The organism is Gilliamella sp. Gris1-4, from assembly GCF_001690335.1.
GTDB classification, from domain to species: domain Bacteria; phylum Pseudomonadota; class Gammaproteobacteria; order Enterobacterales; family Orbaceae; genus Gilliamella; species Gilliamella apicola_P.
The window spans coordinates 1-22,362 of record NZ_LZHA01000078.1 but is presented as its reverse complement, the minus strand read 5'-3'; the positions used below and the strand labels follow the sequence as shown (position 1 = coordinate 22,362).

The following is a 22,362-nucleotide window of genomic DNA, read 5'->3' as shown; positions in this document are numbered from 1 at the left end:
AATTGCACTCCTATTTACAGGCATCGATAATTTTTTGTAGTTCTGATTCCATATTTATCCCTGTTAAAAATGCAATACTATTGATGACGGGAATTGGGTACTGTTTTTCAATTTTAGTTATCGCTATATAAGCAGCACTATTTTTAATGTGAGTATCAACAGATTTAAGATCAACAACTTCCACCTTTATCTCATCAAGGTTACGTTCTTTTAGTAAACGAGTAACCTTACTAGCGACGGTTTGTGATGTAGCCACTCCGCTGCCACATGCAACAATAACTTTTTTCATAATGCCTCCTTATAAATTTATATTCGACGTCAACAGTGTAAAAATTTCATGTTTGGTTTCTGCGTAATAAAGCGCCTCTAAAAAATGTGAATTCACAAAATAGGTCATCAACTTTTGCAATAAATCAATATGCCCATTTTTTTGATTAAATCCGAGTAAAAAGACAAAATTAGCTCTTAATACATTGTCATTATTAGCCATTTCACACCATGGAATCGTACCTTTAGCTCGAGCAAAATAGATAAAGGGTCTAATAACATGCTCAACATCAGTATGGGGCATTGCAACAACATAAGGCTCTGTTGGTAGTGCGGTTGGGAATAATGATTCTCTTTGTTTTATTGCACCTAAAAAGGAATGATTCACATAACCACCACTTTTTAAAATAGGAAACGTAAAATCGAAAAATTGATTAGGGCGTGTTGATCTTTCATGATTATTTTTTAGACGGCATGATGTGAGTTATAATAATTCAGCCAAAAACAACCATAACTCGATTCATCATGCCAAGAACAATGCTAACAAATAAACGGTGGGAAAAGCTACTACAAATAATGAAAAATACCGGCCGAGTTTATAATAAATCCGAGCATCGGATGACGTTTGAAGGGATCCTTTTCCGAATGAGAACCGGTATTCCTTGGCGAGATTTGCCAGAAGAGTTTGGTGAATGGAGCACTGTCTATAGGCGATTTAATTTGTGGTCTAAAAAAGGAATATTAGTTGATATTTTCAAATATTTATCACAACTAGCGGATTTTGAATGGGTGTTCCTAGATGGCTCGATTATCAGGGCTCATCAACATAGTACAGGCGCTGCAACGGAGTATTCCGAGCAAATAGGTCAGAGCTGTGGTGGTAATTCAACTAAAATTCATCTTGCGGTTGATAGTGGTGGTTTGCCTATTTGTTTTGAGCTTTCTGAAGGACAACGACATGATATCACTTATGCAGAAAACCTAGTTGAAAAGCTCGATGAAGTCAATACAGTGATAGCCGATAAAGGTTATGACAGCGAGCCTTTTCGGTGCTTTGTTCGTCAAAAAGGCGGACGAACGGTGATTGCTAAACGTAATTATGGTAAGGATATAGATAAAAGCAGTATGGATAGGTGCCTTTATCGCTATCGTCATTTAGTCGAGAATGCCTTTGCTAGAATCAAGCAATATCGTTCAATATCAACTAGATACGATAAGTTAGAAAGGAATTATGCCAGTATGGTATCACTGGCATTTATGTTAATGTGGCTGCCAATGTATTGTTGAGTAATTTATGTACAGCAAAGATCAACAGCCCCTAATGTATTAATTAAATATTTTTATTCAATTTTAAAAAGTTTATTTGCTTTTAACGACATAATTTATAATTAATGGTAAAAAATTAAAATGTATAAACTACATAGCATTGCATCCTTAAAGGATAATTATATTTGGATTCTAACCAATGCCAGTAACCAAGCCATAATTATCGATTCTGGGGAAGCAGAACCTGTTATTAATTATATTAATAAGCATAAATTAATACCCCTTGGAATTTTACTTACTCATCACCATATTGATCACACTGGAGGAGTAAACGAATTAAAAGCTCAGTATCAAGATATTGATGTTTACGGTCCAAGTGAAATCAATTTACCAATTAATTATCTTATCAAACAAGATAAAGTATGTATTGGTGATTTTAGTTTTGAAGTTATAGAAGTACCGGGGCACACTCTTGGTCATTTGGCATATTATTGCAGGCCCTATTTATTTTCCGGAGATACTTTATTTTCAGCCGGTTGTGGAAGGATTTTTGAAGGTACTCATGAACAAATGTTAAATTCTTTAAAACAATTAAAACAATTAAAACAACTGCCTAATGATACTTTAATCTGTGCAGGTCATGAATATACTTTATCAAATTTAGCATTTGCGTCCCAAATGCTGCCCGATGATAAAAATATCGAAAGCTATTTAGATTCGATTTCTAATAAATTAATAACATTACCGTCTAATTTATCTGACGAAAAAAATTAATTTATTTTTACGATGTCATGAAACTAAATTACAAAATAAGTTCAAAATTAATAATGAATTAGAATTGTTTGTTTTTTTAGAAGCCAAAAAGATATTTTTTAGGTATAATGCTAATCTTAATTTAGGTAAAATTTACGGACTAATGAAAAAGTTATTAATATTTACAGCGTTATGTTTGCTGTTGGGCGCCTGCCAAAATTATGGATCTCGATACAGCAATAATGTCTATAAAAAAACTAACTCAAAATCAATAGTTACTAGTAGCTTTAAGAGTGGTGGCATCAATCATACCTCTGTCACTCAAAATCCTTGGCAATTTATGTTAGCTCAGAGTAGCGTTAATGTTCCTGAAAATAGCCGCATAAAAGCTGAAAGAGAGCGTTTATTGCGTAATCCTCAAGCATTTGAAACTGTTGCTTTACGTTCTGAACCTTATGTTTATTATATTATAAATCAATTAAGAAAAAACGATCTACCAGTCGAATTAGCTTTAATTCCGTTAATCGAAAGTGCTTATGATCCATTAGCCACTTCATCAGCACAAGCTGCTGGATTATGGCAAATTGTGCCAATTACAGCTAAAGAATATGGTATTAAACAAAGTAGTTATTTTGATGGTCGCCGTGATCTTATTGCTTCCACAAGTTCAGCTATCTCGTTATTACAAACTTTGAATAATCGTTTCAATGGAGATTGGTTATTAACATTAGCTGCTTACAATGCTGGAGAAGGCAGAATAAGAAAAGCTATAGAAACAAATCAATCCAAAGGCTTAGATACTGATTATTGGTCTCTTGAGCTACCAAATGAAACAATGCACTATGTGCCTAAAATTTTAGCTATTATTGATATTGTTAAAAACAACCAACGTTATGGCATTAAATTACCTGATTGCAATTATGAGAACTCACTTGTTCGAATTGATATGTCTAAGAATATATCATTAGCAAAAATTGCTAAACATACGGGTCTGTCGCTCAATGATTTAATGACATATAACGCAGGATATGTTCAGCAGACAGTTAATGGCCCTTTTCATTTACTAGTGCCATATGTTCATGCTCAAGAACTTTTCAAAAAATTAAAAGCACAGAATTTAGTTATAAACCAAGTTACTGAACTTTTACAAGATGTACCGCATAACAATATGCCATTTGAAGTTAAGTCGTCAACAATTAAATATAGTACAACTAACAACAATCAAACGAACTCTATTTTAACTACTAATAAAAGTTTTAAAGGGAAAAAACAGATAACATACCAAGTGAAGGCAGGAGATAATCTATATTCTATTGCTCAAAATTATAGAGTTAAAATTACAGACCTACTTCAATGGAATAATCTTAAAAATAACCGAGTTCAAGAAGGTGATATATTGACAATTAATCTTGTCAATGCAAATCCAATCTAAAATTCACTAATAAAGGATTATGATCTGATGCGGTTGTACTAATAATTTCAGCCGCATTAAGTTGTAATCCTCGGTAAAACACAAAATCAAGCGGTCTGCCCATAAATCTTTTTCGAGAATCCACTAAAAAATTAACCGGCTTAAGTTCAATTGAACGAACAAAATGATACAACAAATTTAATCGTTGCCGACTCCATGCATTAAAATCACCCGCTAAAATAACTGGACCAGTATGCTCTTTTATATGATTTAATAGCAGATGTATTTGCTGACGATAAACTTTTACGCCAATACTAAAATTTACAGCATGAATATTAGCAACTAATAACTGTTGTTTGGAATTGCTAATTGGATAAATAGTAATTAAAGCAGATTTAGGGACACGGATTAATGGTTCTTTTTCTCTAAAAGAAAAAAGTGAGGTAGGCAAAGAATCTGAAATTGTCATGACTCCAGCATAAATATCATTAAAACAATATGCTGGAACATGATCCGCAATTTTATTGTGCTGTGAAATAAAATTTAGTAACGGCGATGTTGTTTGTGCTTCTTGTAATATAATAAGTTTAGTTTTATCAACATAGTGTTTAAGCATATCAAGACAAGCAGCCCTTCTTAGTTTAAAAATATTCCAAACTAAAATAGAAAACGATGTTTGATCAATTAACGGTTTATTTACTGCTATTTGTTGATAAGGAAAAATCAACTCAACTTTGTTGTTTGCCTGATATCGTAAAGTATAACAGCGCTTTTTAAACATTTTTGTCGTTCAAATTTTTTAAATATTGATCAAAAGATAGAGTATCATTCTGCTCTTTCTTTACCTGTTTCTCAATAGATAAATTGCGTTGTTGTACAAAATCACCTTCGGTTAATAATGCTAAAGGTTCTACCATAAGCTGTTTTTTATATTGATTTGCTAAAGCTAAACCAAATTCTGCTGTACCTAAATCACTTATTGCTTGCAATGTTCTTGCTGATAAAGTTAATTCAGGTTGATCAAACATTAAATCTAGACGTTCACAAACATTACGATAACGCTGCATATCATCTTGATGATCTAAAACATCAGCAACACGTAACAAATCTTTAAATAATTCGTGACCAACTTTAGATAATGGCTCTCGATTACTTTCACAACCAATACCGATCTCAAGTCCTGGTTTTCGCCCTTCTATTATGACTCTATTCCAATTCAATTTAGCACATTCAAGTTCTTTACTACTCATCTCTGGTGCAGGTGCTAGTGCACACCAAATTAAAAATAGATCTATAAAACGTATTTGATCTTCAGTAATTCCTATTGGCGAAAATGGATTAACATCTAATGCTCTTACTTCAATATACTCAATACCACCACGCAAAAGTGCATCCGATGGAGATTCCCCTGCCATTGGTACTCGTTTAGGTCGAATAGGTGCGTAAAACTCATTTTCAATCTGTAATACATTATCATTTAATTGGCGATAATGCCCATCCACTTTAATTTCCAACTTAGCAAAATCTGCAGACTCTGTGCGCGTTGCACGTTTTAGACCCTCTACATATGTCTCCAAATGGTTAAAAGTAATACCAAGCTGTTTTTGAGCATTATTTGTGTATCCAATATCACTTAATCTTAAAGAAGTTGCATAAGGTAAATAGCAGTTGCCATTTGTTTGTTCAATAAAGGCTTGAGCTTTAACTGGATCTTGAATAAATGAAGAACACATTGATGGCGATGCACCAAATAAATAAGGAATAACCCAACCAAAACGATAATAATTTCGTATTAAGGTAAAATAACCTTCAGAAATTACAGCTTTACCTTCTTCGGTATTTTTAACCCCTTCTCTTGCTTGCCAAAATGCGGTTGGTAGTGAAAAATTATAGTGAACACCTGAAATGGTCTGCATCATTGCACCATAGCGATTTTTCAATCCTTCACGATAAATCGTTTTAAAGCGGCCTTCATTAGAAGTACCATATTGAGCAAGAATAATATCTTTTTCGTTTGCAACAAAACAAGGCATACTTAAAGGCCACATCATTTCATCACCAATATTTACGCTAGCATAACGATGCAAATCGCGCAAAAACGTCAACATATAATCAATATTAGTATTAACTGGCGTGATAAATTCTAACATTGATTCGGCAAAATCAGTTGTTATCCAAGGGTGGGTTAACGCAGCACCAATTTTTGAAGGAAATGGCGTTTTTGACAATGATCCATCAGGCAAAATACGTAAAGTTTCTCGTTCAATACCACGTTGAATACCTTGTAAAATGGTGTAGTGTTTTTCTAACCAACTAAGTGCTTTTGAGACATCAGGAATCATATTTTGCGCTTCCTTAAAATTTAGTTATTTGATATTTATATTAGCATAATTTAAAATTATGCGATGGGCTAATTTATGACAACATTTGGAATAAAAAGCATTATACGTCGTAATATAGCAATCCTAAAAACTATAATTTACTATTTTTATTACAAATAATTTGATCTTAAAAGCATGACAACTTTTAAAAAATAACAGCTATTTCATGGATAGGAAATAGCACATATAATATTTATCATAAATCTATTTTATTTATAATCGTTGCAATAAAATTAATACTTCCATATGTGAAGTATGCGGAAACATGTCAAATAATTTTACTTTTTGGATTTGATAATTTGGCAGTAACATTAAATCATCAACTAATGAAAATAAGTTACAACTTGAATACATAATATAATTAGGTGCCATTTGTTTCAAATACTGCATAAGTACTTTACCTGCCCCTCGTCTTGGGGGATTTAGTAAAACTAAATCCGGTACATTTTTTTGAGCTGTAGCGTATTGTGTTGCGTCAAATGCTTTGAAGTTTAATTGTTTAAAACCTAATTTTTTTGCTGATTTAGTTGCACACTCTATTGCGTCTGAATTAATTTCAATACCTGTAAGGCTAATATTTTTCTCAGCAACAAGGTTAGCACAACTTAACCCAAAACCACCTACCCCACAAAACATATCCCAAATAGACTGAATAGGTAAATCTGTGACCCAGTCACTCGCTGTTTTATAAAGGCTGCTGGCAACATATGGATTTGTTTGAAAAAAGCTTTTAGGTTTAATAAAAAGAGGAGTGTTATTTAAAGTTATCGGAAGAAATGAATTATCAGTTAAGACTATTTCTTCTTCACCTTCTAAAATAGCCGCATGATTTGGTTGAATATTTATCGAGATTACGTCTAAGTTTTGAATTTTGTCTTGTAATTGTTTAATAGAATCATTTATTTTAGCAACAAAATCGTGTGATTTTAAAACAAATCGTAGCATAAAGTTGCTCGTACCCCCAGTTTTACTTTCAGTAATTATAACAAATTTCAACTCCCCCTTACGCTTATTAATATTATAAGGAATAAGCCCTTGTTTACGAATGAAAGTTCGAACAAGTTTTAGGATATTTTGCATACTGTTTGAGTAAAGAGGACAATCGCATAAATCAACTGCCTCATTCCCCGTTTGTATACCTAAAACGGGCTTTTCAACACTACCTAACACTGCCATCTTTGCTTTATTACGAAAAGCGGTTTCATGACTAGCAAAAGGTTCTTTAACCTCGTTTGGTTTAAAATGAGTTAATTGTTGTAATAACTTATTTTGTTTTTCTGCCAGTTGTACATGATAAGGATGTTCTATCCATTGGCAAGATAAACACTTTTTTTGTTGGTAAAAGTGACATTGCATTGCGATTAAAGCCTTTTTTATAATGGGTATAATTATATACAGAATATCGAACGAATATAACAATAGTTTTGAATTTTATACTAAAACATATATTTTCCTGAAACTTTTTTACAAAAAAATTATAGGAATATAAGAAAAAGGTATAATTAATTCTCTGGTATAATTTGACGAAATAACGGTATATGATAGGATATGTTCATTAACATTACAGGAACAATTTAATGTCTATTAAGTTAAAAACCCCAGAAGAAATCGAAAAAATGCGTATAGCAGGCAAACTTGCTGCTGAAGTTTTAGAAATGATTGAATCTTATGTAAAACCTGGTATTAGTACAGGCGAGCTTGATAAAATCTGCCATGAACACATTGTTAATGTCCAAAAAGCTATTCCTGCAAATATTGGTTATCATGGCTACCAACATACTAGCTGTATATCAATAAATGATGTTGTTTGTCACGGCATTCCAAATTTTGAAAAAAAAATAAAGAATGGTGATATTTTAAACATTGATGTCACTGTAATCAAAGATGGCTATCATGGCGATACATCTAAAATGTATATTGCTGGGAAACCGACTGTCACAGGTGAAAAGCTATGTCAAGTTACCCAAAATAGCTTATATGAAGCGATTAAGATAATAAAGCCGGGTATTCGTCTAAAAGAAATTGGTAAAACAATTCAAAAATATGTTGAAAAGTTTGGCTTTTCATCAGTACGTGAATACTGTGGTCATGGAATTGGAAAAGTTTATCATGATGAACCACAAGTATTACATTATGATGCTGATGATGGTGGTGTAATTTTAAAACCAGGCATGACCTTTACAATTGAACCTATGGTCAATACGGGCGATTGGCGTACTCGAACGATGAAAGATGGTTGGACAGTTAAAACCAAAGATCATGGACTTTCGGCTCAATATGAACACACTATCTTAGTTACTGAAAATGGCGTTGAAGTTTTAACATTGCGCAGTAACGAAGATTTTCCTCGCATTATCGAACACTAAATAAAATGGCTTCAACAATAGTTTATGATTGAAGCCATTTTATTAAATTTCATAAATCTTAATATAATAAAGTATACAATTTACGTCGATAACTGCTGGCCAACGGATTACTTGTTCCTAATGCGGCTAGTAAATCAAGTAATGTTTTCTTTACTTGCCCATCACCGGCGTTAAGATCTTTTGTCAGCGGTTTAAATAACAGCTCTAATGCTTCCTCATGACGTCCTACATGCATTAATTGTGAAGATAATTGAATCATTAGTTCAACATTATCAGGATGTTGAGCAAACTCTGATTGCAATTGCTGTAACTCAGGCGAGTTAGCTGCTTGTTCAAGTAGTTCAATTTCGGCTTGTAATCCGTGATAACTTGAATCTTGATCTTGTAGAGGAATAGTTGCAAGTACTTCTTTTGCTTCACTTAGCTGTTTAAGTTCAATTTGTGATTTCACTAACATTAATGCAATATCTGTTCTTGGTTTCCCCAAATGATCGGTAAGTGATTTCCAAGCTTGACGTAAAAGTGGTAATGCTTCTTCATATTTAGCTTCATGAAATAAATTTTGAGCTTCAATTAATTTAAGTTCATCTTCATTTGGTAGTACTTTTTCTAAAAAAGCTTTAATGGTTTCTTCAGATTGAGGTCCTTGAAAGCCATCTATAGGTTGACCATCTTTAAATAAATAAACAGTAGGAATAGCACGTAAACCAAATTGTGCTGCTAACATTTGCTCTTCATCACAATTAACACTAGCTAAAATAAATTGCCCATGGTGTTTATTAGCAAGCTTTGTTAATGTTTGTGTCATAGCTTCATAATCTGGGCTTCTTGAAGACCAAAAATAAAATAATACGGGATATTTAGATGAACCTTCTATAACTTCTTGAAAGTTTTGTTGATTAACTTCAAAAATAAATTGATTTTGCATATTGTGTCCTAAGAATATTTTGATTCATTATTTATTAATTAAAATTCTATCCATTAATTTATCAGGAAGCAAACGTTTAGCAAATGCAGCAAGCTTGGTTACCTTTGTTACCCTGTAACGTATTTTAGGCGCTGAATGCTCTAACGCATCAAATAAACATGGTAATATGGCTTCCGGTGATAACGTAAATCGCTTAGCTATCGGTGGATTTTTAATAATATTTGATTGTTCCGTTTGATTCACATTTTGTGAAAAATGAGTTTTTAACGGACCTGGCTCAATTAAGCAAACTTTGACATTGGTATCAGCTAATTCTAATCTCAAAACGTCAGACCAAGCTTCTAAGGCATACTTACTTGCTGAATAAGCACCTCTACCAGGAGTTGCAACAATACCGACAATTGAACTTGTTTGAATAATACGGCCTTCATTTTGTTCAAGCATGGCAGGAAGTAGTAACTGCGTTAACTGATGTACTCCAAAAAAATTAGTTGAAAATTGCGATTCTAGCTGCTCTCGGCTAATTGTTTTTAATCGCCCATACAGACCAAATCCCGCATTATTAAATAACGCATATAATTTTCCACCAGTTAATGCTAATACTTCCTTAGCAGCTTGTTTAACGGAATTAGAATCATCTAAATCAAGTAATACCGTTTCAAAGCCTTGTTCAATCAAATGTTGCTGATCAGATGCCTTGCGACAAGATGCAATAACACGATAACCTCGTTTTTTTAATGCAATGGCTGAAATAAGTCCTATCCCGCTTGAACAGCCAGTAATAAAAATTGTCTTCAATTTTTATCTCCGTTTTACTCACATATTGTCAAGTTAATCTACTGCAATTATGATATCACACCTAAATAGAAGTTACCGTAAGTAAAAGAAAGAGGATTGTATGAAAATCGCTATTATTGCCGCAATGGAAGAAGAAGTTGCTATATTAAAAAGTAAAATTACCCATTATCAAATTGAACGCCATTTAGGTTGCGATTTTCACCTTGGGCAAATTGCTGGTTGTGAAATAGTTCTACTTCAATCAGGCATTGGTAAAGTAGCCGCAGCTTCAGGCACAACATTATTATTAAATAATTACAAGGTTGATGCCGTTATTAATACGGGTTCAGCTGGAGGACTTTCAACCGAACTCAATATTGGTGACATTATCGTATCAAAAGACGTATTTTATCATGATGTCGATTTAACCGCTTTTGGTTATAAACCAGGACAAATGTCCGGTTGCCCAGTTGTATTTGAAGCGAGCCAACAATATCAATCATTAGCCAAATCATGTATAAAAAAACAAGGTGTTAATGCAGTTGAAGGATCAATTGGTAGTGGTGATACATTTATTAATGGTAAAGATACATTAGAACGAATCAAACAAACCTTTCCAAATGCCATAGCAGTAGAAATGGAAGCCGCAGCAATTGGGCATGTCTGCTGGCTATTTAAGGTACCGTTTGTAGTAGTAAGAGCAATTTCAGATAATGGTGATAATGAATCTGCAATGGATTTCCAATCATTTTTAAAACTCGCAGCAAAACAGTCTTCCTTAATTGTTGAATCGATGTTAAGCGAGCTAGCCTGAACTATTTTAAAAAATAGCATACTGAAATCACAAACAATATTCACTAAACAAGGGCTGACGCCAACCAGTTAGTATTTCTGGTACGTCACCTTTTTTATCAATTTTCCATTTAATATATTGATTGATTAATCGCCGTGAAAGTAACAAATCTTGATTAAGCCCTGTTTTTGATGAAATGATTTGAGCCGCTTTTTTTAATTCATCCGAGATCTTCTTGAAATCAGGATAAGTATTAATTCTACGAATAAGTGGTACCTCGGGTATCGGTTCAGATAAAATATCGAGAATTTTTTGCCCATATAAACGAATTTCTTTACCTTTCATCCCTAATTTATCAAGTTCAGCTAATGAAGAGGGTAAATAACGTGCTATTTTCCACAAAACTTCTTCGCGTATAACAAAATTTAAAGCGATATCTTGCTCTTTGGACAATTTATATCGCCAACTTGCTAATTTATACAATTGACCTAGACTTTTCCCTTTCAATTGCCAACTATTTTTAATATTTAGATAAGCATTGTTTGGATCTATCACTGTACATTTACGAGCCACCGCCATTTGGCACTCTTGATAAGCGGCTTGCAAATAATCATTTTCGGTTAATTGTGATTTTAGAATGTTTACCAATGGAAAAAGATAGAACACATCATTAATAGCGTACTCACACTGTTTTTCGGTTAATGGTCGTTTTAACCAGTCTGTTCGAGTTTCACTTTTATCTAGCTCTACTTCTAAATATTTTTTTACTAAACTGGCATAACCAGAACTTAACGGATTATCTAAAAAAGAAGCCAATATTTGGCTATCAATAATAGGAGTTGGTACCATTCCAAAGTAATAAAGGAAAACCTCGATATCTTCACTGCACGAGTGGAAATACTTTTCAATTTTAGGATTTTTTAAGATCGTTAAAAAATCTTGCCAATCACTAATAGTAATTGGATCAATTAATGCAGCATGTTTTCCATCAAAAACCTGCAATAGCCCTAAATGTGGATAAAATGTACACGTACGTACAAATTCTGTATCTAATGCAATCGCTGAGCTTTTTTCGATTTTTGAACAAAACTCAGTTAGCTGATCATTATTAACAATAAGTTGATAAGACAAAGTAAAATTCCTATTTAGATAAATCTATTTATTGTGTACTTTTTTTAAATACAACATCAATCACCACAATTTCAGAGCGAGTCATTAAGCGAATAGGTGGTCCCCAAAAACCATATCCACTACTTACTATGCTAGTAAAATTATTATCTTCATTTTGATACAAACCATAAGCGTTTTTATACATTAATTTTTCAATAAGGTTAATTGGAAATATTTGCCCAGCATGAGTATGCCCAGAAATCATTAAATCAACACCTAACTTTGCTGGTTCAGTAAGATCTTTGGGTTGGTGATCTAATAAAATAACGGGTGCATTTGTATCTGCAAACATCATCAACTCAGCTAATGTGGATCTTTTCACATCATAAAGTACAGAAGAAAAATCATCTCGCCCAATTAATGTAATTCCTATATCATCAAGGTATACAATATCATCTTTTAAAACCTTCATTTTTGCTTGCTTAAAAGCATTAATAATATTCTCTTCACTATTATTTTGATTTCTAGTATTTAAATATTCGTGGTTTCCAAAAATAACGTAGGTACCATGTTTCGATTTTAACTGCTGAAATTGCTTATCAAAACCTAGTTCTGTAAAGGGCGCCAAACGTTTATCTAATGTATCACCTGTAATTACAATAAAATCTGCATTTAATTGATTTACATTATCTATCATTTGCTGAATAAATCCACTCGAAGTTAATTCATTAATATGAATATCACTAAGCTGCACAATACGCAGATTTTCAACATGAGCAGGTTTATCTATTTTTACTTGATAATAAACGGTTTTCGGACTAATTGCCATTTCATGGCTGTAATAAAATAGTGAAAAAACTAAGCTCACATAAACAATTCTAAGCAGTAAGTTAGGCTTTAATTTTTTTTTGCAGAGCAAATAGATCGCATCAAAAATCAATAAAATAAAAATACTACACAAAAATCCAGCAAAAATAATATTAAAAATCAGAGATAGCTTATTAAAAATACCATCTAATGCCCTAGAAAGCACCAGTGATAATCCAGCAATTGCAACAATTAACCAATAGATGATTTTAGAATAACTAGTAAAATGAAAATTGAACCAAAATGCCCATCGTTTACCTAAATAAGCAATCATTAAAATACTGATCACTATCATCATAAATAAAATAGAAAAATAAATAAAACTCATAATTATCTGAACAATTGAAGACGAATAATGATATGATAACAAAATTATTTTTTTTCGTACCAATAACTTTTTATGGATATTAAAAAAGACCAATTATTCATCACACCTATTGAAAAATTGGGGGATTGGACTTTTGATGAGAAAGTTGCCGAAGTTTTTCCTGATATGGTGCAGCGATCTGTTCCTGGTTATTCTAATATTATCTCGATGATCGGCATGCTAGCTGGAAGATTTGTACAACCTAATTCAATGATTTATGATTTAGGTTGTTCATTAGGCGCTGCTACATTATCTATTCGACGCAATGTCAATCAAGAAAATTGCCATATTATTGCGGTTGATAATTCTCAGCCAATGGTTGAACGTTGTAAGCGGCATATTGAATCCTACAAATCAAGCACACCTGTAGACGTAATTTGTGATGATATTTGCCATATTAACATGCAAAACGCATCAATGGTTGTACTCAACTTCACCTTACAATTTTTAACTCCTGAAAATCGTCAACGTGTTTTAAATAATATCTATAATGCGTTAAAACCAAATGGCATTTTAGTCTTATCTGAAAAATTTAGCTTTAGTGATACCTGCATTGATGAATTACTATTTAATATGCATCATGATTTTAAACGTGCTAACGGCTATAGTGAGCTTGAAATCAGTCAAAAACGTAACATGCTGGAAAACGTCATGCTAACAGATACTATCGAAACACATAAACAGCGACTATCTAAAGCTGGTTTTAAACACATTGACACGTGGTTCCAATGTTTTAATTTTGGTTCTATTATTGCCATAAAATAACAGATTAATTTAAGCGTAATTGATAAAGGATAACAGAATGATTGATTTTGGTGATTTTTACCAGATTATCGCAAAAAATAGACTTAGTAGCTGGCTTGAAGTATTACCTGCACAACTCGCAAATTGGCAAAAACAAAACATAGATAGTCGCTTTAATCAATGGCTAAACAGTATTAAACATTTACCATCCATCTCACCTTATCAAATTGATTTATTACATAGTGTCACAGCGAAATCAAAAGAGCCTCTTTCTACGGGTGAACAGCAGAGGATAACACAATTATTAAAAAATATGATGCCATGGCGCAAAGGTCCTTTTCACTTGTATGGAATTGATATTGATACAGAATGGCGTTCAGATTGGAAATGGGAACGCTTAATTAATCATATTGATTGTTTAGAAGATAAAATTGTTTTAGATGTGGGTTGTAACAGTGGTTATCATTTATGGCGAATGATTGGCGCTGGAGCAAAACTTGCTGTCGGAATTGATCCTATGGCGCTTTATCTATGCCAATTTGAAGCTATTCGTAAACTACTAGGTAACGATCAGCGAGCACATTTATTACCACTTGGAATTGAACATCTCCCTAAACTTAATGCTTTTGATACCGTATTTTCAATGGGGGTTTTATATCATCGCCGCTCGCCTCTTGATCATTTGTTCCAATTGAAGGAGCAATTGGTTGAAGGTGGACAACTAGTACTTGAAACTTTGGTTATTGATGGAGAATTACATCAAGCGTTAATGCCAGGTGATCGTTATGCACAAATGCGTAATGTCTATTTTATACCTTCTACTCCTACAATGATTAATTGGCTGGAAAAATGTGGGTATTCAGATGTAAGAATGGTTGATATATCATTAACTAATTTTGATGAACAACGCAAAACTGAATGGATGACATCAGATTCTCTGGCCAACTTTTTAGATCCAGATGATTCAACCAAAACAATTGAAGGCTACCCTGCCCCAATACGGGCAGTTTTTATTGCTAAAAAATAAAGTAAATTGATAATTATAAATGCCTATTTTTTCAACTGGTTATCCGATCCCTTTAAATATCTACATTTTATATTTGTAAGTGGCGTTTTTATGTAAAGTGTTATATTATAAAAAATTAGTATTTTTAAAAAAATATTCACTATTAAAAATAAACGATAAAAAAGCTTGTCGAAATTTTGATAAGTGTGCGTATTGAAATATAAAATATAATAAAAAAATTGATTTTTAAGTTTTTATATAAGGAATAGGGATAAATAATGGGATTACTGAAATTAATCTTGCAACTGCCTTTCTATGTTTTGCAAAAGGCTTGGGAAATAATCAGTTATTTTCTGTTTTTTTTATTAATCTTAGCAAAAGGATTTTTTTGGTTATTTAGTCCAATTATCGGTGATATAAAATGGTCAACACCAGACTGGCTACCTAATGCAAAAAGATTTTATTATGCAGTAGGTTCTACATTAAAAAAAATAAAAACTTTAATTGGTGCAATTCTTATTTTGGGCTTTATTGCTTACTTTTCTGGTAATTACGCCTATCATTGGTATTTAAATCGCCCAAAACCGATTGAGCCAGCACCTATAATAATAAATAGCTATTCAGCTAAATTAGTCCCACCAAGTACAAGTAACGGTATAATATATATCCAATTCACCGGTGCTAAACGTCCACCAATTCCCTTAGAATCAATCAATAAAGATGAAATAGCAGAAGGTATTAGTATTTCACCAAACATTGAGGGAAAATGGACATGGTCAAATGATTCAACAATAAAATTCACACCAAAAGAGAGAAAGTGGCCACTTGGTATTGAATATACAGTCGTATTGGATAAGTCAAAATTATTGGCTAAAAATAGCGAACTAGAAAAAAATAGTGCAACCTTTTCCTTTATTTCTCCTGATTTCGAATATAATTTCAAAAATCGAGGTGAGCTTTACTCCAACCCTACAGAAACAAATATTAGGAATGTCATAAATACAATCAGATTTAGTCATCCTGTTGATAGGCAAAGCTTTGAAAAAAACATTGTTTTATCGCTTTATGAAAAAGAGAAGAAATCTGACAATTCATACGAAAAAGACTATGATGAATTCTTAAACCATGTCGATTTTACTATAACCTATGGTGATAATGACAAAATTGCATATATAAAGAGCGCACCTATTCCCTTACTTGATAAAGAAGGTTATTTAAAAATAACAATTAACAAGGGGGTTAGATCAACTTTAGGTGGTAACTCAATAAATTATGATATAACTAATAGTGTAACTGTACCAGATAAATATCATTTAAGTGTTACAAGAACAGAGCTTACATTGGTTGAAAAAAGTAATGAAAAAATACAGCAGGTATTAGTTTTATCATTAAGTCATGCCGTAAGATCTGAAGATGTATCGAAAGCAATCAAAGTTTGGCAATTACCTGCAAATAAAAATGGTTCTTATAGTGAAAGCTATTACAATAGATCTTCTGGTAGATACGAAACAAAATACAATGTAACGCCAGAAATACTCGAAAAAGCAACTCCAATATCAATGAAACCAATTGATACTGAACTTGCTTATCAGAATCAAATTAGCTTTGAATTTAAAACTGAACAAAACTCAAAGGTATATATTGAAGTTAACCAACCTTTATCTTCTCAAGAGGGGTATTTTTTAAAACAAGATTATCAGACAATATTAACAGTTCCTAGTTACCCAACTTATCTTGAATTTGCTGCGCCTGGGTCATTATTATCTTTATCAGGCGAGAAAAAACTACCTATAGTATCGCGCAATGTAGAGCAAATGAAGTTAGAAATAGATCGCGTTATCCCTTCACAGCTTCAACATTTAGTAGCATTTAATGAAAGCTATGAATTTAACGATATGAATTTTGGCGAATTAGATAATGATCATTTTGTTGAAAAATATAGCATAACTAAAGATTTTACTGGAGCTCCTGAAGAAGTTAAATACACAAATGTCGATTTAACTCGTTACTTAACAGCTAACACAAATGGGAATAAAAATCGAGGTGTCTTCTTATTAAGACTTTATGGAAAAGATAAAAAAGATACTAAATATGAGTTTATGGCTTCTCGCTTTATTGTTGTAACTGATTTGGGAATTATAGCTAAAAAATCACTCGATCAATCCAATGATCTATTTATTCAATCGATAAGCTCAGGTCAACCAATTAGCAATGCTAAAGTTTCAGTATTAGGAATGAATGGAGTCACTATTGCTTCACAAAAAACTGATAGTAAAGGTCATGTCCACTTTGCACCATTATCTGAATATTATCAAGGAATTAAACCTCTTTTATATATTGTTGAAAAAGGAAGTGATCTATCATTTTTACCGATCAAAAGTTATGAAAGAAATTTAAATCTATCTCGTTTTGATATAGGTGGAATTCGTGAAACCATAGAAGGCGGTGAATTGCGTTCACATATTTTTTCAGATCGAGGGATTTACCGTCCAGGTGATACATTCCATATTGGCACCATAGTTCGAGCTCAAAATTGGGAAAATTCATTGGAAGGGATCACTGTAGAAGCAGAAATTTATGATCCAAAATCCAATTTAGTACTAAAAAAACCAATTGTACTAAATAAATCAGGCTTTAATGAGCTTAACTATAAAACCAACTATGAGTCCCCTACTGGTGATTGGTATATTAATTTATATTTGAAAAATGATGATGAAGAGTCTCGGGTACTGTTAGGTTCTAGTTCGATTGTGGTTCGTGAATTTGAGCCAGATAAAACAGCGGTATCGCTTAAATTATTACCAGAAATAAAAGATGGATGGTTAAAACCAGAAAATATTCAGGCTGAAATTAAGGCCAAAAATTTATTTGGTACCGATGCAGCTAATCGCCGAGTAACAAATACATTGATTCTTGAACCTTCAACTCCTTATTTTAAAAAATATGAGGACTACTATTTTTATCAAAACATTTCTGGTGTAAGAAATAGTTTTAAAGTTGAATTAAATGAAGAAACAACAGATGAAAATGGTATAGTAAAAATAGATCTTAATGACAATATGCAAAGCTTTGAAGGCAACTATACATTAAGAATGTTAACCGATGTTTTTGAACCAGATAGCGGTCGAAGTGTTGCTGCAACAGCAAGCACCTTTGTATCACCAGATGATTATTTGGTCGGTGCAAAAGCTGATGGTAATTTAAGATACATTAATAAAGATTCAGTTCGTCATATTGATTTTATAGCTATTAATCCTGCCCTAGAAAAAATAGAGTTATCTGATCTAAAACTTGTTTTAATTGAAGAAAAATATCTATCGGTATTAGTCAAACAGCCTTCAGGAGTTTATAAATATGAATCACGCCGTAAAGAATCGGTACTGTCAGAACAACCATTTGAGATTAGTTCGGAAAAAACAACATACGAATTAGATAGCAAAAATCCAGGTAATTATATTATCCAAATCAGAAATAAAAACGATGAGTTACTTTACCAAAGTAAATACTCTATTGTGGGTACAGCTAATATTACTCGTGATTTAGATCGTAATGCAGAATTAACATTAAAGATTAAAGATGCACAATATAATCCAGGTGATGAAATCGAAGTTTCAATCACTGCACCGTATGTAGGTAGTGGTATTATTACTATTGAGCGCGACAAAGTGTATGCTTGGAAGTGGTTCCACACAGATACAACAAGCTCAATACAAAAAATAACCCTACCAAAAGACATTGGTGGTAATGGTTATATTAATGTCCAATTTATTCGTGATCCAAATTCAGATGAAATTTTTATGAGTCCACTTAGTTACGGTGTTATACCTTTCAAAATTTCAAATGATCAATTTAACGATAAAATCGTATTACAAGCACCATCACTAATAAAACCAGGAGATACACTACCAATTACAATACACACAAATACGCCACAAAAAGCAGTTGTATTTGCCGTAGACGAAGGAATTTTGCAAGTCTCAAATTATAAACTGAAAGATCCATTAAATAGCTTCTTACGCAAAAAAGCACTATCTGTAAGAACTTCGCAAATTTTAGATCTTATATTGCCAGAATTTCGACATTTAATAACAGCTTCAGCACCTGGTGGTGATGGTGATAATGATGATGTCTTATCAAATCATTTAAATCCATTTAAACGGAAAATAGATGAACCAGTAGCTTATTGGTCAGGTATTATCGATGTCGATGGCGATAATACCATTGAATATAAAGTACCTGATTATTTTAATGGCAAAATTCGTATCATGGCTGTATCGGTCGGTGATAAAACAATGGGACATACTCAGATGTCAACAACCGTACATAATGATATTGTTTTACAACCTAATGCCCCATATTTTGCTGCACCAGATGATGAATTTGAAGTTTCACTCAATGTAACTAACCTGATTGAAAATATTGGAGATAAAATCGTTCCGATCGATATTAAGGTTTCAACCTCACCTAACCTATCAATTATAGGTGACAGTAGTAAAGCTATTGAATTAGCTAACGGCAAAACTGGAGTTTTAAAATTTAACTTTAAGGCAACCGATAAACTTGGTAATAACGATCTTCACTTTTCAGCCAACTATAATGATATAACAATCACACGTGATGTTAGCCTTTCAATAAGACCATTAACTGAATACAGATTAATTACCAGAATGGGAAGAATGGCAGATCATAAACAAACATTTACTGATTTTAGAGACATGTATAGTAACTTAAGTAAACGTGAAGCAGCTGTGTCTTATTCACCATTTATATTAAGTAAAGGACTAAGTACCTATTTACAGGATTACCCTCACTACTGCTCTGAACAGATTGTTAGTCGCGCGATTCCTATTTTGATCGCTAGTAAATATAAGGAATTTGATCTGGCCTCAAAAGAAGGAATAGCACCATTATCAGAACTATTCCAAGTGCTGCAATCTCGCCAAAATAGTGAAGGTGCAATTGGTTTATGGTATTCAACTTACAATGTTAATCCATTTATTACATTGTATGCAGTAAACTTTATGCTTGAAGCCAAAGAAATGGGCTATAAAGTTCCTAAAAAAATGCTTGATAGTGCTAATAAATATTTACAAACAATTGCTGAATCTAATGATACTAGTACTTATGGTTTAAGAGTCCGTGCTTATGCTATCTACTTATTAACAAGGCAAAATCAAGTTACAACAAGCTATTTAGCCTCTACCATTAGTAATCTCAATCGAAAAGATGATTCATGGAAAAAAGATATAACCGCAATGTATTTAGCTTCATCTTATAAAATGTTAAAGATGGATAAAGAAGCAAATAAATTAATTAAACCAGTTTGGCAACAGTTAGAAACTGCATACAATCATGCTTGGTGGACCAACAACTATTATGACCCACTGGTTGTTGATGCAGGAAAAATCTATTTAATTAGCAAACATTTTCCAGAAAAAGCAGCGGAAATTCCTGCTCAAGCACTAGAAAATATGGTTATCATGCTTAATAAACAAAAATATACTACTCAATCAGCTGCAATGACAATATTAGCTTTAAGTAGTTATTCATTAAGTATTGATAAATCAAATTTATCTAATGATACTCTTGAAATTAATGCAATACCCAAAGATTCAGAAAAACAGAGGATTATTGCAAATTTAAATGGAATTTTAGCTAAAGGAAAATTTAGTGTTCAAGATGCACAATTAAATATAACTAATAAATCAAACTTTCCTGCTTGGTATATGATTTCTGAACAAGGATATGACAAAACTCCACCTAAAGAACCAATTAAACGGGGGCTTGAAGTATACCGTGAATTTACTGATCTTAGTGGCAAACCTGTTGAACAAGTCAAACTTGGCGATAAAATTAACGTAACTGTTAGAATACGAGCACTAGCAGATGAAGGTGCAACTAATATTGCTATTGTTGATTTACTACCAGGTGGTTTTGAAGTAGTACAACAACCAATAGAATCTCAGGAAAAAAATTATAATGAATATATTCAAGATGATGAAGAATATGATGACTATGAAGAAGATGATTATGATGAAAATTATGGCTGGGTTTCTCCAATTAGTATAAAAACAGGAAAACACACTTGGTATCCTGAATATACAGATGTACGTGAAGATCGTGTTATTATTTATGGTTCAACTTATAATAATAAAATACAAGAATTCACCTATCAAATAAAAGCAACCAATATAGGAACCTATAGCATTCCGCCTGCATTTGGTGAAGCAATGTATGATCGTGATATTCAAGCCGTATCAAAAGGTGGGCAAAAGATAAGTATCTTCCCACAACAATAGCTGTTTGTACAGTTAATCAATCACTGAAACGGGCTTACAGCCCGTTTTTTATATTTGTCAAATTTCCCTAAATAATACGACTAACTCCTGTAATTAAGTTTAAAATAACAAACAGTTATACTATAAAGATCATAATGAATAGGAAAAATATCATAAAAAAGATAATAGGGCGTGTTGATCTTTCATGATTATTTTTTAGACGGCATGATGTGAGTTATAATAATTCAGCCAAAAACAACCATAACTCGATTCATCATGCCAAGAACAATGCTAACAGATAAACGGTGGGAAAAGCTACTACAAATAATGAAAAATACCGGCCGAGTTTATAATAAATCCGAGCATCGGATGACGTTTGAAGGGATCCTTTTCCGAATGAGAACCGGTATTCCTTGGCGAGATTTGCCAGAAGAGTTTGGTGAATGGAGCACTGTCTATAGGCGATTTAATTTGTGGTCTAAAAAAGGAATATTAGTTGATATTTTCAAACATTTATCACAACTAGCGGATTTTGAATGGGTGTTCCTAGATGGCTCGATTATCAGGGCTCATCAACATAGTACAGGCGCTGCAACGGAGTATTCCGAGCAAATAGGTCAGAGCTGTGGTGGTAATTCAACTAAAATTCATCTTGCGGTTGATAGTGGTGGTTTGCCTATTTGTTTTGAGCTTTCTGAAGGACAACGACATGATATCACTTATGCAGAAAACCTAGTTGAAAAGCTTGATGAAGTCAATACAGTGATAGCCGATAAAGGTTATGACAGCGAGCCTTTTCGGTGCTTTGTTCGTCAAAAAGGCGGACGAACGGTGATTGCTAAACGTAATTATGGTAAGGATATAGATAAAAGCAGTATGGATAGGTGCCTTTATCGCTATCGTCATTTAGTCGAGAATGCCTTTGCTAGAATCAAGCAATATCGTTCAATATCAACTAGATACGATAAGTTAGAAAGGAATTATGCCAGTATGGTATCACTGGCATTTATGTTAATGTGGCTGCCAATGTATTGTTGAGTAATTTATG

General features: G+C 32.8%; 16 protein-coding genes and 2 pseudogenes. 9 read left to right on the top strand and 9 right to left on the bottom strand.

Annotated elements, in window-relative coordinates:
* Positions 1 to 10 precede the first annotated feature (10 nt).
* Together A9G31_RS09480 and A9G31_RS09475 are read right to left on the bottom strand one after the other, a co-directional pair.
* On the bottom strand, positions 11 to 289 hold the full coding sequence (locus tag A9G31_RS09480) for a PTS sugar transporter subunit IIB (RefSeq protein WP_065561429.1): 279 nt from the start codon (positions 287 to 289) through the stop codon (positions 11 to 13).
* 9 nt (positions 290 to 298) lie between these two features.
* Positions 299 to 691: pseudogene (locus tag A9G31_RS09475) on the bottom strand (PTS sugar transporter subunit IIA); the annotation flags it as partial.
* Between the two features lie 101 nt (positions 692 to 792).
* On the opposite strand from A9G31_RS09475, the gene A9G31_RS09470 reads away from it, so the two are divergent.
* The 3 genes and pseudogenes from A9G31_RS09470 to A9G31_RS12030 all read left to right on the top strand — a co-directional run bounded on the left by A9G31_RS09470 (position 793) and on the right by A9G31_RS12030 (position 3,718).
* On the top strand, positions 793 to 1,554 hold the full coding sequence (locus A9G31_RS09470; protein WP_065561428.1) for an IS5 family transposase: 762 nt from the start codon (positions 793 to 795) through the stop codon (positions 1,552 to 1,554).
* A gap of 120 nt (positions 1,555 to 1,674) precedes the next feature.
* Positions 1,675 to 2,407: pseudogene (gene gloB / locus A9G31_RS09465) on the top strand (hydroxyacylglutathione hydrolase); the annotation flags it as partial.
* Positions 2,408 to 2,449: 42 nt separating this feature from the next.
* A complete protein-coding gene (locus tag A9G31_RS12030) occupies positions 2,450 to 3,718 on the top strand; it encodes a transglycosylase SLT domain-containing protein (RefSeq protein WP_218056444.1) in 1,269 nt (422 codons plus the stop codon).
* Here the strand turns inward: A9G31_RS12030 and A9G31_RS09455 are convergent.
* From A9G31_RS09455 to rlmC, 3 genes are all read right to left on the bottom strand, one after another.
* Positions 3,699 to 4,478, bottom strand: a complete 780-nt coding sequence (locus A9G31_RS09455) for an endonuclease/exonuclease/phosphatase family protein (RefSeq protein WP_065561426.1) — start codon at positions 4,476 to 4,478, stop codon at positions 3,699 to 3,701. The two genes, A9G31_RS12030 and A9G31_RS09455, sit on opposite strands and share 20 nt — an antisense overlap.
* Positions 4,471 to 6,039 (bottom strand): glutamate--cysteine ligase, encoded by a 1,569-nt coding sequence (gene gshA / locus A9G31_RS09450; protein ID WP_065561425.1) that lies wholly within the window; start codon positions 6,037 to 6,039, stop codon positions 4,471 to 4,473. The genes A9G31_RS09455 and gshA overlap by 8 nt, the downstream gene beginning before the upstream one ends.
* A 252-nt stretch (positions 6,040 to 6,291) precedes the next feature.
* Positions 6,292 to 7,434 carry a 23S rRNA (uracil(747)-C(5))-methyltransferase RlmC gene (gene rlmC / locus A9G31_RS09445; RefSeq protein WP_065561424.1) on the bottom strand — a complete coding sequence of 381 codons (1,143 nt, stop codon included), beginning with the start codon at positions 7,432 to 7,434 and terminating at the stop codon, positions 6,292 to 6,294.
* Positions 7,435 to 7,655: 221 nt separating this feature from the next.
* Here rlmC and map point away from each other — a divergent pair, with 221 nt between their 5' ends.
* Positions 7,656 to 8,444 carry a type I methionyl aminopeptidase gene (gene map / locus A9G31_RS09440; RefSeq protein ID WP_065561423.1) on the top strand — a complete coding sequence of 263 codons (789 nt, stop codon included), beginning with the start codon at positions 7,656 to 7,658 and terminating at the stop codon, positions 8,442 to 8,444.
* A 58-nt stretch (positions 8,445 to 8,502) separates the two neighbouring features.
* Here the strand turns inward: map and A9G31_RS09435 are convergent, their stop codons facing one another.
* Together A9G31_RS09435 and A9G31_RS09430 are read right to left on the bottom strand one after the other, a co-directional pair.
* The gene (locus tag A9G31_RS09435; protein ID WP_034945671.1) at positions 8,503 to 9,372 is read right to left on the bottom strand and encodes a co-chaperone YbbN; all 870 of its coding nucleotides are present in this window, start codon (positions 9,370 to 9,372) and stop codon (positions 8,503 to 8,505) included.
* A 27-nt stretch (positions 9,373 to 9,399) separates the two neighbouring features.
* Positions 9,400 to 10,170, bottom strand: coding sequence for an SDR family oxidoreductase (locus tag A9G31_RS09430; protein ID WP_034945672.1), 771 nt, complete (start codon positions 10,168 to 10,170; stop codon positions 9,400 to 9,402).
* A gap of 100 nt (positions 10,171 to 10,270) precedes the next feature.
* Here A9G31_RS09430 and A9G31_RS09425 point away from each other — a divergent pair, with 100 nt between their 5' ends.
* Positions 10,271 to 10,963, top strand: a complete 693-nt coding sequence (locus A9G31_RS09425) for a 5'-methylthioadenosine/adenosylhomocysteine nucleosidase (protein WP_034945673.1) — start codon at positions 10,271 to 10,273, stop codon at positions 10,961 to 10,963.
* Between the two features lie 27 nt (positions 10,964 to 10,990).
* Here the strand turns inward: A9G31_RS09425 and rnd are convergent, their stop codons facing one another.
* Both rnd and A9G31_RS09415 read right to left on the bottom strand, forming a co-directional pair.
* Positions 10,991 to 12,073, bottom strand: coding sequence for a ribonuclease D (gene rnd / locus A9G31_RS09420; RefSeq protein ID WP_065561422.1), 1,083 nt, complete (start codon positions 12,071 to 12,073; stop codon positions 10,991 to 10,993).
* A 28-nt stretch (positions 12,074 to 12,101) separates the two neighbouring features.
* Entirely contained in the window at positions 12,102 to 13,247 is a 1,146-nt protein-coding gene (locus A9G31_RS09415) for a metallophosphoesterase (RefSeq protein ID WP_141671438.1), read from the bottom strand.
* 72 nt (positions 13,248 to 13,319) lie between these two features.
* Here A9G31_RS09415 and cmoA point away from each other — a divergent pair, with 72 nt between their 5' ends.
* The 4 genes from cmoA (at position 13,320) to A9G31_RS09395 (ending at position 22,352) form a co-directional block, all read left to right on the top strand.
* Complete coding sequence (gene cmoA, locus A9G31_RS09410) at positions 13,320 to 14,051, top strand: carboxy-S-adenosyl-L-methionine synthase CmoA (RefSeq protein WP_065561420.1); 732 nt, start codon at positions 13,320 to 13,322, stop codon at positions 14,049 to 14,051.
* A 37-nt stretch (positions 14,052 to 14,088) separates the two neighbouring features.
* On the top strand, positions 14,089 to 15,057 hold the full coding sequence (cmoB, locus tag A9G31_RS09405; RefSeq protein ID WP_034910556.1) for a tRNA 5-methoxyuridine(34)/uridine 5-oxyacetic acid(34) synthase CmoB: 969 nt from the start codon (positions 14,089 to 14,091) through the stop codon (positions 15,055 to 15,057).
* 257 nt (positions 15,058 to 15,314) lie between these two features.
* Complete coding sequence (locus A9G31_RS09400) at positions 15,315 to 21,335, top strand: alpha-2-macroglobulin family protein (protein WP_065561419.1); 6,021 nt, start codon at positions 15,315 to 15,317, stop codon at positions 21,333 to 21,335.
* 255 nt (positions 21,336 to 21,590) lie between these two features.
* Positions 21,591 to 22,352, top strand: coding sequence for an IS5 family transposase (locus tag A9G31_RS09395; RefSeq protein WP_034915900.1), 762 nt, complete (start codon positions 21,591 to 21,593; stop codon positions 22,350 to 22,352).
* Positions 22,353 to 22,362 lie beyond the last annotated feature (10 nt).

Excerpts from the sequence above, each read along its gene's own strand:
- A9G31_RS09425 (WP_034945673.1), top strand. The coding sequence starts at position 10,271 with ATGAAAATCGCTATTATTGCCGCAATGGAAGAAGAAGTTGCTATATTA.
- A9G31_RS09470 (WP_065561428.1), top strand. The coding sequence starts at position 793 with ATGCCAAGAACAATGCTAACAAATAAACGGTGGGAAAAGCTACTACAA.
- A9G31_RS09400 (WP_065561419.1), top strand. The coding sequence starts at position 15,315 with ATGGGATTACTGAAATTAATCTTGCAACTGCCTTTCTATGTTTTGCAA.
- cmoB (WP_034910556.1), top strand. The coding sequence starts at position 14,089 with ATGATTGATTTTGGTGATTTTTACCAGATTATCGCAAAAAATAGACTT.
- A9G31_RS09455 (WP_065561426.1), bottom strand. The coding sequence starts at position 4,478 with ATGTTTAAAAAGCGCTGTTATACTTTACGATATCAGGCAAACAACAAA.
- map (WP_065561423.1), top strand. The coding sequence starts at position 7,656 with ATGTCTATTAAGTTAAAAACCCCAGAAGAAATCGAAAAAATGCGTATA.
- cmoA (WP_065561420.1), top strand. The coding sequence starts at position 13,320 with ATGGATATTAAAAAAGACCAATTATTCATCACACCTATTGAAAAATTG.
- A9G31_RS09395 (WP_034915900.1), top strand. The coding sequence starts at position 21,591 with ATGCCAAGAACAATGCTAACAGATAAACGGTGGGAAAAGCTACTACAA.
- A9G31_RS12030 (WP_218056444.1), top strand. The coding sequence starts at position 2,450 with ATGAAAAAGTTATTAATATTTACAGCGTTATGTTTGCTGTTGGGCGCC.
- A9G31_RS09415 (WP_141671438.1), bottom strand. The coding sequence starts at position 13,247 with ATGAGTTTTATTTATTTTTCTATTTTATTTATGATGATAGTGATCAGT.
- A9G31_RS09480 (WP_065561429.1), bottom strand. The coding sequence starts at position 289 with ATGAAAAAAGTTATTGTTGCATGTGGCAGCGGAGTGGCTACATCACAA.
- gshA (WP_065561425.1), bottom strand. The coding sequence starts at position 6,039 with ATGATTCCTGATGTCTCAAAAGCACTTAGTTGGTTAGAAAAACACTAC.
- A9G31_RS09435 (WP_034945671.1), bottom strand. The coding sequence starts at position 9,372 with ATGCAAAATCAATTTATTTTTGAAGTTAATCAACAAAACTTTCAAGAA.
- rlmC (WP_065561424.1), bottom strand. The coding sequence starts at position 7,434 with ATGCAATGTCACTTTTACCAACAAAAAAAGTGTTTATCTTGCCAATGG.